This window comes from Segatella bryantii (assembly GCF_022024215.1).
Lineage (GTDB): Bacteria > Bacteroidota > Bacteroidia > Bacteroidales > Bacteroidaceae > Prevotella > Prevotella bryantii.
Map to the genome: position 1 here is coordinate 165,270 of NZ_CP091798.1, position 18,280 is coordinate 183,549.

6 protein-coding genes are annotated in these 18,280 nt (G+C 40.0%); all 6 read left to right on the forward strand.

Features of this window, described 5'->3' with window-relative positions; genetic code table 11:
- Positions 1-669: 669 nt before the first annotated feature.
- The 6 genes from L6471_RS04920 to L6471_RS04945 all read left to right on the forward strand — a co-directional run bounded on the left by L6471_RS04920 (position 670) and on the right by L6471_RS04945 (position 18,243).
- Positions 670-3,081, forward strand: coding sequence for a glycosyl hydrolase family 95 catalytic domain-containing protein (locus tag L6471_RS04920; protein WP_237797744.1), 2,412 nt, complete (start codon positions 670-672; stop codon positions 3,079-3,081).
- Between the two features lie 25 nt (positions 3,082-3,106).
- Positions 3,107-4,573: a glycoside hydrolase family 140 protein gene (locus L6471_RS04925; protein ID WP_074614321.1), complete on the forward strand. Its 1,467-nt coding sequence runs from the start codon at positions 3,107-3,109 to the stop codon at positions 4,571-4,573.
- A 51-nt stretch (positions 4,574-4,624) separates the two neighbouring features.
- On the forward strand, positions 4,625-8,377 hold the full coding sequence (locus L6471_RS04930; RefSeq protein ID WP_027453128.1) for a family 78 glycoside hydrolase catalytic domain: 3,753 nt from the start codon (positions 4,625-4,627) through the stop codon (positions 8,375-8,377).
- A gap of 3 nt (positions 8,378-8,380) precedes the next feature.
- A complete protein-coding gene (locus tag L6471_RS04935) occupies positions 8,381-11,053 on the forward strand; it encodes an alpha-d-galacturonidase (RefSeq protein ID WP_404830161.1) in 2,673 nt (890 codons plus the stop codon).
- 141 nt (positions 11,054-11,194) lie between these two features.
- Complete coding sequence (locus L6471_RS04940; RefSeq protein WP_404830168.1) at positions 11,195-14,971, forward strand: malectin domain-containing carbohydrate-binding protein; 3,777 nt, start codon at positions 11,195-11,197, stop codon at positions 14,969-14,971.
- 89 nt (positions 14,972-15,060) lie between these two features.
- Positions 15,061-18,243 carry a glycoside hydrolase family 2 TIM barrel-domain containing protein gene (locus tag L6471_RS04945; protein WP_237797499.1) on the forward strand — a complete coding sequence of 1,061 codons (3,183 nt, stop codon included), beginning with the start codon at positions 15,061-15,063 and terminating at the stop codon, positions 18,241-18,243.
- The last annotated feature ends 37 nt before the right edge of the window (positions 18,244-18,280 follow it).

The following is an 18,280-nucleotide window of genomic DNA, read 5'->3' on the forward strand; positions in this document are numbered from 1 at the left end:
AAAGTTCGATTATTAATATATAGAAGTTTGGTTGCAATGAGGTGTACTGGTCTTATCCGGTGCACCTTTTTCTATGCATTAATATCGGCTTTCAGGGCTTGATGATGACAAATATTTTTTGTGGGCTGAATAGTATTAATGAAAAGAGGATGTCCCTTTTACGGTGACATCCTCTATTTACCTCTCACTTGATTTAATACAAACTTATTGAACTTTGATGTTGATGCGTAACATAAATCACTTGTGTCTTCTAATCTAATGCGAATAAATAACCTATAACCATTATGTGAGATTCACATCTCTTTTTATCTTTTAATGTTTGCGAATAATCAACTTTGTTTTTTTTGATATTGCAAAGATACGATAATACGATTAATCAGACAATATTTTTTTTCCCTTTTATGCGACAATAAAAGTATAATATGCGACAAAATAATGATAGTTGCTCGGAAATCATTCAGTAATAGTTGAAAAACTTTCAGAGTTGAAATTTTGCTTAAATATTTTTTGTTCCCAATAAAAAAAGCCCGTTTCACAATATGGATTTTTCTCTCATTTTTCAGTGACAAATACACATCTTATTCGTCTACAGAATATATAATTTTGATGTATATGACTATTTCAAAAGCATTTAGTGCCCTTGCGGGACTGTTTCTTTCGGTGCTGCCTATGTATGGCCAATATAAGTTGTGGTATAATGAGCCGGCACAGGTGTGGACTGATGCCCTTCCATTAGGTAATGGTCGTCTAGGTGCTATGGTATATGGTATACCTAGTACAGAACATATCCAGTTGAATGAAGAGACAATCTGGACAGGACAACCTAATCATAATGCCAATAAGAAAGCTTTGAACGCAATACCCAAGATTCAGCAACTTCTTTTTGAAGGTAGATATCATACAGCTGATAAAATGGCTAACGATAATGTCATGTCGGGTACCAATTGGGGTATGGCTTATCAAACCTTTGGCGATGTATATATCACTACTCCAAATGCTCTAAGATATACCAATTATCGTAGAGAATTGAGTTTAGATTCTGCAATTGCTGTTACTACCTATACTGTTGATGGCGTAACTTATCGTCGAGAAGTTATTACGTCTTTTGATAGCAACGTTATTACTATTCATCTTACAGCTTCAAAGTCTGGTAAGCTGACTTTTGGTGCTCATTATTCTACTCCTCAAGAGGAAATATTAATTCGCAGTGAGAAGAATGAAGCTATTCTTGAAGGTGTAAGTGGTAAGTTGGAAGGCTGTAAAGGTAAAGTGCGTTTCATGGGGCGTATGCTCTGTGAGACCATGAAGAATGGTGTTCGCCAAGAAGCTTCTTCGCGAGATGGAGAAATCACGGTAGAAAATGCGGATGAGGCTACCATCTATATTTCTATTGCGACAAATTTTGTCAATTACAAAGATATCAGTGGTGATGAAGTAGCCAAATCTGAGCAGATTCTCCGTCAGGCTATTGCTAAGGATTATGAGCAAAGTAAAAAGACACATATTGCAAAATTCCAGAGTTTCATGAATCGTGTGTCACTGTCTTTAGGTAAAGATTTATTTCAGAATGAACCTACAGATCAGCGTATTATCAATTTTGCTCATCGTGATGACAATGGTTTGATAGCCACCTATTTTAATTTTGGCCGTTATTTACTAATTTGTTCATCTCAACCAGGAGGACAAGCTGCTAATCTGCAAGGTATCTGGAATCATCGTGTATGGCCATCATGGGATAGTAAGTATACTACTAATATTAATCTGGAAATGAATTATTGGCCATCTGAAATTGCTAATCTTTCAGATTTGAATGAACCTTTATTTCGACTCATTCGTGAAGTGAGTGAAAGTGGTAGTATCAGTGCCAAGATGATGTATGGCAAAGACGGATGGGTATTACATCATAATACTGATATTTGGCGTGTAACTGGTGGAATCGACCATGCTTCCAGTGGTATGTGGATGTTAGGAGGTGCATGGCTCTGTGCTCATCTCTGGCAACATTATCTCTACACTGGCGATAAGGAGTTTTTGAAAAAGGCTTATCCTCTGATGAAGGGTGCTGCAACTTTCCTAGATGAAATGTTGATACCTGAACCTGAGCATGGTTGGTTGGTTATTTCTCCATCGGTTTCTCCTGAGAATTATCATCCATCTAAGGATGGTAAGATTGCTATTACTTATGGTACAACTATGGATAACACGCTATTACATGAACTCTTCAATAGTGTGTCGGTTGCTTCACAGATTCTAGGTGTGGATGATACGCTTAAAAGTTATTATGCAGAGCGATTAAAGAAAATGGCTCCGATGCAAATTGGAAAATGGGGACAGTTACAAGAGTGGCTTAAAGACTGGGATGATCCTGAGGATACCCATCGTCATGTTAGCCATCTTTATGGAGTGTTCCCAGGTAATCTGATATCTCCATATCGTACTCCTGAATTATTTGACGCAGCTCGTACCTCTTTGATACACCGTGGTGATCCGTCAACAGGATGGTCAATGGGATGGAAGGTATGTCTTTGGGCACGTTTCTTGGATGGTAATCATGCTTATAAATTGATTCATAATCAGCTTACTCTGACAAATGATAGATTTGTAGCTTTTGGTACGAACAAGAAGAAGGGTGGTACTTATCGTAATCTTTTCGATGCTCATCCACCATTCCAGATTGATGGTAATTTTGGTTGTACTGCTGGTATTGTAGAAATGTTGATGCAGAGTCATGATGGTTGTGTCGCACTTTTGCCAGCTTTACCAGATGCTTGGAAGGATGGTGAGGTAAAAGGTATCGTTGCTCGTGGTGGTTTTGAAATCGTAGATATGGCATGGAAGAATGGCAAACTTACCAAATTGGTGATCAAGTCTAAGGTAGGTGGTAATTTGCGCCTTCGTCTTAATGCCCCAGTCAAAGGTTTGAAGAAAGCTAAAGGTGAAAATCCTAATGCTTTATTCTGCTTATATGATAAAAAAGAGGTTCTAAATTCTGCCCAGGTAAAACTAAATAAAGTGGTTTTGCCCAAGAGTTACCTGTATGATATATCAACAAAAGCTGGTGAAATCATAAAAATACTGTAAACAAGAATAAATTATAACAACTAATATGCGTAAATACATACTGACAATCCTGGCGGCAATGCTCTCGATGACAACGTTGCATGCACAGAATAAGCCATGGGATAATGGAGAATTGCAGGTCTCTGCCAATAATCGATATTTGCAGTTTAAAAATGGCAAACCCTTTTTCTGGTTGGGTGAAACAGGCTGGCTCCTTCCTGAACGACTTGATCGCGTAGAGGCGCAATATTATCTGATGCAGTGTCGCCGTGCTGGTTATAATATGGTACAGGTACAAGTGCTCAATGGAGTTCCTTCGTATAATATTTATGGTCAATCATCCAACCCTGATGGTTGGAATATGGACGCTGCAGATCCAAAGGGAGTGTATTCCTATTGGGATCATCTCGATTATATCGTAGATCTTGCTCAGCAAAATGGTATATACATTGGTATGGTGCCTATTTGGGGTGGTCTTGTCAAAGATGGCCATATGAATGTAGAAGAGGCTAAGACTTATGGTCGTTTCTTGGCTGAACGTTATAAGAATTGTCCTAATATTATCTGGATTATCGGTGGTGATATTCAGGGTGATATTCGTCCAGAGGTATGGGATGCTTTAGCAACAACGATCAAGGGACTCGATCATCATCATCTGATGACTTATCATCCTCGTGGTCGTTATACATCAGCTAAATGGTGGAGTAAAGCTTCTTGGCTCGATTTCCATATGTTCCAGAGTGGTCATCGTAAATATGGTCAGCGTATGGGTAATAAAGATTATCCTATCCCAGATAATACAGAAGAGGATAATTGGATGTATGTAGACTCTACTTGGGCTTATAAGCCGATAAAACCTGTCCTTGATGATGAACCTAGTTATGAGGATATTCCTAAAGGTTTGCACGACCCAAATGAAGAGCGATGGATGGATTATGATGTTCGCCGTTATGCTTATTGGAGTGTGTTTGCTGGAAGCTTTGGGCATACTTATGGTCATAATGCTATTATGCAGATGCTTAAACCGGGTTATCCTACCAGTTATGGTAGTGATGGGGCTGAGAAAGCATGGTATCAAGGATTGAAAGATCCTGGTTTTAATCAAATGAAATATCTTAAATATTTGATTTTGAGTTTTCCTTATTTTGAACGTATTCCAGACCAGAGTGTGCTTTTGGGTAAAAATGGGGTTCGTTACGACAGACTGATTGCTACCCGTGGTAATGATTATATGTTGGTGTACGATTATAACAGTAATCCTATCGAGATAAATCTGAAAAAGATTTCAGGTAAAAAGAAACAGCTTTGGTGGATGGATGCAGCTACAGGTAAACTTACTTATTTAGGTCAATCTTCAGATAAAACATACCGGTATACTCCAAGCCGTGGTAATAAGAAGGTTGCTGATGGTGTACTAATAGCTGTAGACGCTAGCAAAAAGTATCTTACTATAGATCAGCAGGAAATTTCGGGTATCAGTCTGGCCGATAAAAAAAGAGACTTAAATGAATAAGGATAATTCAAATATTACATAGTGTACGCAGGTAAAACGCAATAGAAGATGATGAAGAAGCAACTGAATATATTTTTAGCTTTGTTGTTCTGGGCCTTTACTGTTCAGGCAGCTCAAGTAGAAATCTATGATTTACAGGTGGAGCATCTAACTAATCCTTTGGGTATAGATGTCGTGAAACCTCATTTTTCGTGGAAAATAAAATCAGATAAGAAGCAAGTTAAACAGACTGAATATCAAATTCTTGTTGCTTCTTCTGAAGCAAAATTGAATAATAATGAGGGTGATCTTTGGAACAGTTCATCTGTGCAGAGCGCCCAACAATTAGCGATTGCTTATCAGGGTAAAGCTCTGGTAAGCAATCAGTTGGTTTATTGGAAGGCACGTGTTGCTACTAATAAAGGAAAATCAGGGTGGAGCCCTGTTCAGAAGTTTAGCATCGGTTTGCTTACTGAGTCAAAGTGGGGTGGCCGATGGATAGGCTTGGAGGAACTTCAACCAGGAGAGTGCCGTGGTATTCATCCTCGTCTTGCTGTTCGCTATCTTCGTAAAGAATTTGCAGCCAAAAACGAAGTGAAGCGTGCCTTTGCTTATGTAGCAGGTTTTGGTCTTTACAAATTCTATGTTAATGGTCAGCAAGTTGGTGGAAATGAAGCACTAACTCCTTCTCCAACAGATTATCGCAAAACGATTCTCTATAAGACTTATGATATCACTTCTCTTCTTCAGCAGAAAAATGCTATAGCAATCTCATTGGCTGCTGGACGTGTATTCCCTATGCGTCAGGAAAAATATTATAAGGCTCCTGTTTTCGGATTGCCAAAATGCCGTATTAACATTCTTGTAGAGTATGCTAATGGCAAGACAGAACGATGGAATACGGATACAGACTGGAAGCTCTCAGCCAATGGTCCTATTCGTAATACTAATGAGTATGATGGTGAGGAATATGATGCCCGTATGCAGTTAACTGGATGGAATCAGGTTGGTTTTGATGATAGCAAATGGCGTAAGGCTGATCGTACTTCAATTCCTGATGGTACTCTTAAATCACATATGCTTCCTACAATGACCGAAGAAATTTATGGTCAGCCGATATCTGTAAAGAAGCATAAGAATAACTATATCCTCGATTTTGGTCAAAACTTGGCAGGATGGGTTGGATTTAAAGTTCGTGGTGTCAAGGGTGATACTATTCGTGTGAAATATGCAGAGAAACTTAATGCGGATGGTTCGCTTTATCGTGATAACCTTCGCAATGCCTATTCTGAGGATATCTATGTCTGCAATGGGCAGGAAAAGGGTATGATTTGGCGTCCAACTTTTGTATATCATGGCTTCCGCTATGTTGAAGTTTCTGGTGTAAAAAATGCGAAGAAGGAGGATTTCTTAGCTTATATGGTTGGCGATAAGATGACTACAATTGGCACTTTTGAAACTTCTGATACCTTGTTGAATCAAATTATGAAGAATGCCTGGTGGGGTGTGAAAGATAATTATAAAGGTATGCCTGTAGATTGTCCACAACGTAATGAGCGTCAGCCATGGTTGGGTGACCGTACTGTAGGTAGTTTGGGCGAAAGTTTCCTCTTTGACAATGAACGCCTCTACACCAAGTGGATGCGCGATATTTGTGAGTCTCAGCGTTCAGACGGTGTCATACCAGATGTTGCTCCTGCTTTTTGGAATTATTATACCGACGATATGACGTGGCCTGCTGCTTTGCCGTTTGGTTGTGATATGCTTTATCGACAGTATGGTAATAAGCAACCGATCATAGAGTCTTATCCGTATATGAAGAAATGGATGCTTCATATGCTTGATGAAAATACACAGGATGGTATTATTACCAAAGATAAATATGGTGATTGGTGTGTACCACCTGAAAAATTGGAATTGATTCACAGTCAGGATCCTAAACGTGTAACCGATGGTTCACTCATCGCTACAGCTTATGGTGTTCGTGTGATGCAGTTGTTGGAACAATTTGCTCAATTACAAAATCTTTCCGAAGATGCAGCTTACTGGAAAAAACAGTATACTCAAATGACTGAAGCTTTTAATAAAAAATACCTGACTGTAAAGAAAGGCACTTCTGTTCGTCCAGGTCATGTGCTTTATCCAGATAGTACTTATTATGGTAATAATACAGCTACAGCTAATCTATTGCCACTTGCTTTTGGTATAGTTCCTGATAGTGTAAAGAGTGATATCGTAAAGCAGATAGTAGACAATATTATCACTCCAGGAAAAGGTCATGTTACTTGTGGTGTTATCGGTATAAGTTGGTTGCTCAGAGGACTCTCTGATCATGGCTTTGCTGATGTTGCTTGGATGTTGGCTACCAATGCTACTTATCCATCTTGGGGATATATGGTTAAAAATGGAGCTACTACTATTTGGGAATTGTGGAATGGCGATAAAGCTGATCCTGCAATGAATTCTGGTAATCATGTTATGCTTTTGGGCGATTTGCTAACTTGGTGCTATCAGTATGTAGGTGGTATCCAACAGCAGAAGAATAGTATCGCTTATAAGCATCTGTTGCTAAAACCAAGTTTTGAAATACCGAATTGCTTCCATGCTAATACCTCTTATGTTACCCCATATGGTAAGGTGGTTAGTAATTGGAAAAAAGATGGTAAGAAAGTTCATTGGGAAGTTGAGGTGCCTGTCAATACAGATGCAGAACTTGTATTCCCAGATGGAAGCAGAAAGACTGTTGAAAGTGGTCGATATATTTATGATGTGATGATGCCTGTCAAGGATGAGGCTTTCATGGAAGATCAGTTCCTCTATGAGTATACGTCTTTCCCTCAGGCTCATGCCTCTACTATAACCGAGTTGAAAAATGGTGACCTGCTTGCAGCTTACTTTGGTGGAACAAAAGAGAAAAATCCTGATGTATGTATTTGGGTAAGCAGAAAACCAAAGGGTGCTGATAAGTGGGAGGCTCCAATGATGATTGCAGATGGTACAGATGATTATCTACATCGTCCACTCAATAGTACAGACAAAGCTCGTAAAGCTTGTTGGAATCCTGTTCTCTTTACTATGCCTGATGGAGAGATATGGTGCTTCTTTAAGATAGCAGAGGAAATCTCTGACTGGCAGGGATGGGTTGTTAAATCTAAGGATGGTGGTAAAACCTGGAGCAAACGTGAAATGTTACCAAAGGGTTTTATCGGTCCTGTAAAGAATAAGCCTGTATTGATAGGTGATCGTTTGCTATGTCCTTCAAGTACAGAGGGTGACTGGTGGAAATTCCATGTTGAAATCTATAATATTAAAACCAAGGAATGGAAATATGTTGGTCCGATAGAAGCAGAGGATGCTGTGTTAACCGATGACCAAAAGGTACATCCTATTAAGTGTATCCAACCTAGTATTCTTCAGCTTAAGGATGGTCGATTGATGGTCTTGATGCGTAGTCATAATGCTAAACTTGCGAAATCATACAGTTCAGACAATGGTGAAACTTGGAGCAAAGTAGAACTCTCTGAGGTTGAGAATAATCAAAGTGGTACAGATGCTGTTACCTTGAAAGATGGTCGTCATGTACTTATTTATAATAATTTCGAAACCTTGATGGGTACCAAGAAAGGTCCTCGTACTCCATTGAGTATTGCTGTCAGCGAAGATGGTGAACATTGGCATCATTCTCTTACACTTGAGGATAGTCCTGTTAGCCAATATTCTTATCCAGCTATTATCCAGGGTAAGGATGGTAATCTTCACTGTGTATATACTTGGCGTAGAGAGCGTATTGCATACAAAAAAATTAATTTAAAACTGTTGAAATAAGACATGATAACATTAAGGTATATAGCTTCGGTTGTTCTTTTGGGTGTAAGCTCACTCACTTGGGCACAGACCGTAGGTATTGCGATGAGTAAAAAAGCAGGTAATCGTGAACAATTTGCTGCGCAATATTTGCAAAAGAAATTATCGGCTTTAGGCTATCAATCTGTGGTTGGCAAGAAGGGTGATTATCGTATCGATTTGTCTCTAGCCAAAGATACCGTAGGTTTGAAGAAAGAAGGTTTTACGATATTAACCAAAGGTAAACGTATCTTGGTAATAGGTAATGATGGTACTGGTGTAATCTATGCTTGTAATGAGATTGCAGATTATGTACGGCAACATAAAAGTTTGAATTTACCTCGTGAAATCAAAGATGCACCAGAGATGGTTCTTCGAGGCTCATGCGTGGGCATTCAGAAACCTTATCTTCTTCCAGGTCGTGCGGTATATGAATATCCGTATACCCCAGAACTTTTCCCTTGGTTCTATGATAAGGCTCAGTGGATCAAGTATCTGGATATGCTTGTAGATAATCGTATGAATTCACTTTATCTTTGGAATGGTCATCCGTTTGCTTCTTTGGTAAAGCTTAAAGATTATCCATTTGCTGTAGAGGTGGACGATGCAACCTTCAAGAAAAATGAAGAAATGTTTTCTTTTCTTACTCATGAAGCTGATAAGCGTGGTATCTTTGTTATCCAGATGTTTTATAATATTCTTTTGAGTAAACCTTTTGCAGAACATTATGGTTTGAAGACACAAGATCGTCACCGTCCGATTACTCCTCTCATTAGCGATTATACCCGTAAGAGTATTGCAGCCTTTATCGAGAAGTATCCGAATGTAGGTTTATTAGCTTGTCTGGGTGAAGCTATGGATACTTATGAGGATGATGTGGAATGGTTTACCAAAACGATTATCCCAGGAGTAAAAGATGGTTTAAAAGCTTTGGGACGTACTGATGAGCCACCTTTGCTTCTTCGTGCCCACGATACAGATTGTAAGATGGTGATGGATGCTGCATTGCCTCTCTATCGCAATCTTTATACAATGCATAAGTATAATGGAGAATCTCTTACTACTTATGAACCACGTGGTCCATGGGCTAAAATTCACACAGACTTGGCTTCTTTGGGTTCTACACATATTGAGAATGTTCATGTATTGGCCAACCTGGAACCTTTCCGTTGGTCTTCACCTGATTTTGTCCAGAAAGCTACTCAAGCTATGCATAATGTTCATCATGCTAATGCTCTTCATATTTATCCACAGGCTTCATATTGGGACTGGCCTTATAGTGCAGATAAACTAGCAGATGGTAAGCGTGAAAATCAGCTTGACCGAGATTGGATGTGGTATCAGACATGGGGTCGTTATGCTTGGAACTGTCATCGTAATCGTCAGGATGAAATCGTTTATTGGGATGGTATCCTCGATACCAAATATGGAGCTAATACAGGTGATGGTATCCGTAAGGCTTATGAGGAAAGTGGAGAAATTGCTCCAAAACTCTTACGTCGTTTTGGTATTACAGAGGGTAACCGTCAAACCTTACTCTTGGGTATGAAGATGGCACAGCTTGTCAATCCTTATAAATATACGATCTATCCAGGCTTTTATGAAAGTTGTGGGCCTGAAGGTGAAAAACTCATAGAATATGTTGAGAAGGAATGGAAGCATGAAGCTCATAACGGTGAGTTGCCATTGGATATCATAGAGCAAGCAATGGCTCATGGGGATAAGGCTGTTGCAGCAATAGATGCTGTTGCCGGCCAAGTTACCTCTGACAAAGATGAGTTTAAGCGTATCCAGAATGATATGTTGTGCTATCAGGCCTTTGCTTATGCTTTTGGTTGGAAGGTAAAGGCTGCTCTGCATGTACTCAACTATAAGTGGGGTAAAGATATTAAGGAACTGGATGCGGCTTTGCCTTTGATGGAAAAGAGTTTGGATTACTATCGTCGATTGGTAAATTTGACAAAAGATAGTTATCTTTATGCTAACAGTATGCAGACTTCCATGCGTAGAATTCCTATCGGAGGTGATGATGGCAAATACAAGCATTGGGAGGAGATGTTACCAGTCTATGAAAAGGAAATCGTAGATTTCAAGAAGAATATCGCTATGCTTAAAGCTAAGGAGGCTGGTACCTATACTGAAAAAGAAGAGGTAATAAGAAGTTTGAAACCTGCTAAGGTAACTCTTCCTAAAGATGTTAAGACGGTTACTTTGAAAAAAGGAGTACGTCTTTTCTCTGATTTAGATAGTGTGGTAACCGATTATGCTCCAGAGTTAGATGGTTTGAAAGCTTATGTCTTCAGTACAAATCAGCAGCGGCAAGAGGCTGTCAAACTTGATTTCACTTGTGATAAAAATGTAACACTGCTAGTAGGTTACTTCAGAGATGACCAGATTAAATATGCACAAGCTCCAAAACTGGAGATAGATGCTACAGCCAATGAATATGGACAGGCTGAGCCTGCTTATACATCAGCAATTCGTATTGATGGTATGCCACAGGTAAATGTACATCCATATTCCTTTAAACCTGGTCATCATACTCTATTATTACCAAAGGGTATTATTCTGGTATTGGGTTACACTTCAGATAAGATAAAACCTCGTGAAGTAGGTCTGTCTGGAGCTGATAAAGCCATCGACTGGTTATTCTATTAAAATATAAAGGAACGACAAGTCGGTTGATGCGTTCATCAACTCGCTTGTCGTTCTTTACATATACAATATAGTATGAAATCTTTTTCAAAATCGATTATTTTTCTTCTTTTGTTCCTTCCTGAGGCTCTTCATGCTCAGGTCATGTCTTCTGCGGCAATGGAACGAATCTATCAAGAAGTAAAGTCACCTTATAAGTATGGTATGGTGGTGGCCCCTCAGGATACCTATCATCAGATAGACTGTCCTACCGTTTATCAAGAAAATGGCAAATGGTATATGACCTATGTATGCTATAATGGCAAAAGTGGATTAGATGGTAGAGGGTATGAAACTTGGATGGCAGAAAGTGATGATCTGTTACATTGGAAAACCTTAGGTCGATTGTTGTCTTATAAGGACAGTGGTTGGGATATGAATCAGCGAGGAGGATTTCCATCACTCATAGATTGGACTTGGGGTGGAAGTTATGAAATGCAGTCTTATCGCGGCAAGCATTGGATGACGTATATTGGTGGACATGGTACGGGATATGAAGCCGTTCGTGAACCTTTGAATATAGGTATGGCGTGGACAAAATCTTCTATTACTCAGGCGCATGAATGGAATTCTTCAGATACACCTTTGTTGAGTATTCTCGATAAGGATGTACAGTGGTGGGAGAAGCTGGTTCAGTATAAGAGTACCATCTATCTTGATAAACGTAAACAGTTGGGTAAGAAGTTCATCATGTTTTATAATGCAGGTGGAATAAATCCTGCTAATAACATGAAAGCCGAGCGTATCGGAATAGCTTTGAGTAATGATTTGAAGAAGTGGGAGAGATACGGGGGAAATCCTGTATATTTCCATGAGGCGCCAGGCATTATTACTGGTGATGCTCAAATTGTACGTATGTCAGATAAAAACATCGACAAAGATCCTTTTTATGTCATGTTTTATTTCTCGGCATATAATCCGGAACGTAAATATGACGCCTATAATACATTCTCTGTCAGTAAAGACTTAATTCATTGGCAGGATTGGAAGGGTGCAGATTTAGTATATCCAACCAAACCGTATGATAATCTTTTTGCTCATAAGAGTTGTGTCGTGAAGCATGGTGGAGTGGTATACCACTTTTATTGTGCGGTGAATCGTGAAGGTCAGCGTGGTATAGCAGTGGCTACCAGTGCTCCTATGGGACGCTCGAATGTGGATTTCCCAGAACCAGACAAGAAGGGTAAACGTACGTTGGTTAGTTTAGATCAGAATTGGCAGGTTCGCTTCTTGAAGACTTCTGAAGACTCTATTACGAAGAAGATGGGTGTGATGCAGTGTAATCTACCAAATAACCTGGATGATTATTATGGCTATCGCCAGCTGAAACATGGAAATCTACATGGTTCTGCTGTGTATAAAAAAGTGTTTACACTAGCAAAACAAGAAGGTAAACAGTATTTTATTCAGTTTGAGGGAGTAGGTACTTATGCTACGGTTACTCTCAACGGCCATACTTATAAGAAAGAACTGGTAGGTAGAACGACCTATACTCTTGATGTAACATCATATATCAAGTCTGGTGAAAACCAATTGGAAGTACTCGTAGATCATCCTGCATATCAGACAGCATCTCCATGGGTTTGTGGCGGATGTTCTTCAGAGTGGGGCTTTAGTGAAGGTTCGCAGCCATTTGGTATTTACCGTCCTGTTACTTTAATCGAGACGGATGAAGTTCGTATAGAACCATTTGGCGTACATATTTGGAACAATGCTGCTTGTGATAGTGTCTTTGTTGATACAGATGTGAAAAACTATAGCAGTAAGCCTGTTGATATCGAATTGGTAAATAAACTTAATTTATCGAGTGGTAAGACCTATTTCCGCTTGACAGAGAAAGTACACCTGGAAGCTGGTGAGACCAAGACTATTCGTCAGCAGACGGCTATCGTGAATCCTCATCTATGGAGCCTTGATGATCCATATCTCTACCGTTTAGCATCAATGATTAAACGTGAGGGAGGAACAACGACTGATGAAATCAATACAGAGTTTGGTATCCGTTCTATCTCATGGCCATTGCATCGCAAAGATGGAAGTGCGAATGTCTTCCTTCTTAATGGGAAAAAAGTCTTTATCAATGGTACCTGTGATTATGAACATCTTTTTGGAGCCAGTCATGCCTTCAGCAAAGAACAGGTGGCGGCCCGTGTTAAGATGATGCGTCAGGCTGGCTTTAATGCTTTCCGTGAGGCCCATCAGCCACATCATCTTTATTATCAGCAGTTGCTTGATGAACAAGGTATGCTTTTCTGGAGTCAGTTCTCAGCTCATATCTGGTATGATACTCCTCAATTCCGTGAAGCCTTTAAGTCCAAATTACGTCAGTGGATTAAAGAGCGTCGTAATAGTCCGAGTGTTATTCTCTGGGGCTTGCAAAATGAAAGTATTTTACCTAAGGAATTTGCAGAGGAATGCAGTGCTATCATTCGTGAAATGGATCCTACTTGTCAAGATCAGCGTGCTATTACTACTTGTAATGGTGGTGAAGGAACTGATTGGAATGTGATTCAAAATTGGAGTGGTACTTATGGTGGAACTGCTGATCATTACGATAAAGAATTAATGCAACCTAATCAGTTGCTTAATGGGGAATATGGTGCATGGCGTACTTTTGGACTTCGTGGTTCGCATAAGTATTCAGAAGATTCTGCTTTAAAACTGCTGATGCTCAAGAGTCAAAAAGCACTTTCTGTTCGTGATAGTGTATGTGGACATTTTCAGTGGGTATTCGTGAGCCATGAGAATCCTGGACGTGTACAGCCTGATGAGGCGTTTCGTATGATAGACAAGGTGGGACCTTTTAATTATAAAGGTTTACTAACCCCTTGGGAACAGCCTACTGAACTTTTCTATGCGTATCGTAACTCTTTTACTCCTGCAGAAACGGATACGTTGACTCCAACGGCAGCCGACCGTCATCCGGTTGATTTGAAGGGAAGGCAAGATTATACTTATCTCTATCGTATCAACTGTGGTGGTGATGCTTACACAGATCAGTATGGCCAGTTATGGATGCAAGATGATACCGTTTATTCTTCGTCATGGTCACAGCAATTTGGTTTAAATCCATTCATGGCCAGTCAAGGACGTATAAATGACGATATTCATGGTACAACAGATGATGCTCTTTTCCAAACCTATCGTTGGGGCCGTCATCGTCTGAACTATCATTTTGCAGTTCCTGATGGTTTGTACCGTGTGGAGCTTTATATGGCAGAGCCATGGTGGGGGGCACGTTATGGAGCTAAAATGGATTGTGAAGGTGAACGCATCTTTGATGTTGCTATTAATGGTAATACTGTACTTCATGATGTTGATTTATGGGCTGAAGCTGGTTATGCAGGAGCTTACAAATATACTGTAGAGGTTCGTGTGACGAATGGTCAGTTGGTCATCGATTTTCCGGAGGTGAAAGTAGGTGAAGCTGTAATCAGTGCTCTCGCTATAGCTCGAAAAGGTAATGTTGAAAACTTTACTCCATTACCTAGTACTTTGTCTTCACATTACTGGGCAAATCTTGATACTGATACGTTGGCTACTTATCCAAAGGACAAGTTGCCACAGTCTGCTGATGCTTTCCCTACTGTGAAATATAATCAGATTGCAAAAGCTCAATGGAAAATTACTCCTGGTGTGGCAAAAGAGTATGCTCTTCGTTTCCGTTATAAAAATGTAACAGGAGCTCCTGTTAAGGCTCGTCTTCGGGTTATCGATAGTAAGCATGTCGTTATGCGTGATGCTGAGATAACGTTCCCGCCAACTCCAAAGAAGTTTAAGACAGTGAGCACAACGACAGCAACTCAGATTAACGCAGGTGTATATCAAGTTATTCTTTCAAATGCAGGTAAACTTGAATTTGAAACATTAGAAGTACAATAAATGATACTGCTGTTAAATATAATATTTGTGTAGTTTTGATACAGTAAAAACAGTACTGATATAAAATAATAAACATAAAAAGTTTAGATATGAGAAAAGGGATCTCTTTATTATTCACTTTTCTGCCTTTGGTGGCTATAGCCCAGGTGCAGGATTGGGAAAATCACCATATACTCGAAATCAATCGGGAACCAGCTCGTTCTGCTTTTTTACCTTATCAACAGAAGATAGGCGATAGTCAGTTGTCGCTTAATGGCATTTGGAAATTTAAGTGGACCAAGAATCCAGAGCTACGCATTAAAGATTTCTATCGTGTTGATTTCAACGACAAAAGTTGGAAAACCTTAAAGGTGCCAGCCAATTGGGAGATGAATGGGTATGGTACTCCTCTCTATATGTCTGCTGGTTATACCTTTAAGATTGCTCCACCTTATGTGACTCAATCCCCTAAAAAGGATTGGACTACTTATGAGGAGCGTAATCCTACAGGACAGTATCGTCGTACTTTTATGCTTCCTGTTTCATGGAAGCAGAGCGGACAGACTTATCTTCGTTTAGATGGTGTACAGAGTGCCTATTATGTGTGGATTAATGGTCAACGAGTAGGTTATAGTCAAGATGCTATGGGGGCATCAGAATTTAATATTACCCCTTATTTGCAGGCTGGTCAGAATCAAATTGCCATCGAGGTTTATAAATATTGTGATGGTAGTTATCTTGAAGATCAGGATTTCTGGCGTTTTGGAGGCATTCATCGTGATGTTACTATTTTCCATACTCCAGATATACAGTTACGTGATTATGCTATTCGTACCTTACCTTCGAATATCGTTGCACGTTATTATGGGAATGCTACGTCAGCATTGAAGCCATCGTTCGATAAATGGACACTTCTCATCAATCCTGATTTTCGTGTGTATGGTACCCAAACAGGTGATGGTTGTCAGTTGCAGGCTATACTCAAGGATGCATCGGGGCAGGAGGTAGGGCGAAGTCATGTAGATGTTGCTGATGTACTGAACTTGACTTATAAGGCAGCTGGTATGAACGAATGGTTTCCTCAACGAGGAGAACGTAAGTTTGGACGTATTGCGATGACTGTAAATCAACCGAAACTATGGACTTCTGAGACTCCTTATCTCTATCAGTTAGAACTTCAACTGACCGATTCTCTTGGACATATACTGCAGTGTGCGCAACAAAAAATAGGTTTTCGTTATCTGCAGATTGATAACGGTCGCTTTTTAGTGAATGGTCAGCAGGTTCGTCTCCGTGGTGTTAATCGCCATGAACATGATCCTTATACAGCTCGAGTGATGACAGAAGAACGTATGCAGCAAGATATTCGTTTGCTTAAAGCAGCAAATATTAATGCCGTTCGATTGAGTCATTATCCGAATACGCCTCGTTGGTATGAACTCTGCGACAGTGCAGGTCTTTATCTCTTTGATGAAGCTAACATCGAAAGTCATGGTACCCGTGGCATTTTAGCCTCTACCCCTGATTGGCATCAAGCTTACATGGACCGTTTTGTACGTATGGTAGAGCGCGATAAGAATCATCCTAGTATAATCTTCTGGAGTTTAGGTAATGAAAGTGGATTTGGTGCTAATCAGGCCGCTTTGGCAGGTTGGGCTCATGAATACGATCCAACTCGTTTCGTACATTATGAAGGTGCACAGACTCCTTATTTGCCAGCAGATAAGTTGGAGGCTTGGGGGGATACTTTATCGTATGATGAACAAACATTCCCTTATACCGATCCATCATGTGTTGATGTTATCAGCCGTTTTTATCCACGTGTAAAACAAGAATATCTCAATCCGAATGTAGCTGAGGGTTCTGGTCAGGAGCGTGCTGAGAATTTACGATGGGAGCATCTGCTTGATATCGCTAAGCGAAAGAATGATACCCGACCTGTCTTGACAAGTGAGTATGCTCATGCAATGGGTAATGCCTTAGGCAATTTCCAGGAATACTGGGATGAAATCTATTCTCATCCACGTATGTTGGGTGGCTTTATCTGGGATTGGGTAGATCAGGGTGTTTATGCAAAGGGTAAAGGTATGCTCTATGGTGGTGGTTTTGGTGATAAACCAAGTTCGGGCGCTTTTAGTTTGAATGGTGTCGTTTTCGCAGATCGCCAGACTAATGCTAAATATGAAGAGGTAAAACATGTCTATTCTCCTGTACAGATTCGTCAGAAAGGTGGTGAAATTTGGATCTATAATCATAGTTCACATCTTCCGCTTAATGCTTATCAAGCTACGTATGCAATACAGGAGGATGGGGTAAGTAAAAAGGTGAAACATCTCACTTTGCCGAATGTAGCTCCAGGAGACAGTGTACTTTTGGCTCGAATTACAGATTATGCTTACAGCAAGAAGAATGATGTTCGCATTCTTTATTCTATAACTCGTCAGGGGCAGCAGATTTATACCCAGCAGATTGCTTTGTCTCCAGCGTTATTGGAAGCAGCTGAACGATGGCAAAAGATAATAGCAAAGTCAGCTAAGCAGATGGGTACAAGGGGGAGAAATACATCTTTAGAAAACTTAGACCAAATTGTTGCTCAAGTTCGCCTTGATGCCTTCCGTGCCCGTACCGATAATGATAAAGGCTTTGGTAATTGGCTCGACAAAGACTGGAAAGCGAATCGTCTGGATTCTCCTCAGGTAGTTAGATTATCTGATACGCAAACAGAATATCGCTATGTTGCAGGAAGTATTTTGGTTACTACAGATCAGCATAAGAATACTGATGGTTCTATCGATATAACACAAACTTATGAATGTCGAGGTACGCTTCCAGAGCTCCCTCGTTTGGGTATGGTTATTACCCTTCCTAAAGTATATGAGCAGTTGCAATGGTATGGACTGGGTCCGTGGGATACTTATCCTGATCGTCTACAGTCGGCTACCATTGGGCTTTGGAAAAGCACTGTTACCAAGCAGTATACTCATTATCCACGTCCGCAGGATAATGGTAATCATGAGCAGTGTTCTTTGGTTGTTCTTCAGACGAAGTCGGGTAAAACAATCCGAGTGGAGGCACTTGATGCTCCATTCAGTTTTGAAGCACTACACTATTCGCCAACCGATATGCTCCAAGCTAAGTTTGACTATCAACTTCAGGAATCTGATGCCACCTATCTTCACATCGATTGTGCCGTTTTAGGTTTAGGCAATAGCTCGTGTGGTCCGGGTGTTCTCAAGAAATATGCTATTGATAAGACTAAAAAGCATACCTTGCGCATTCGTATCTCACAGTAAACGTAAAAACTCCTATTCTTTAGGGACAAAACCAATA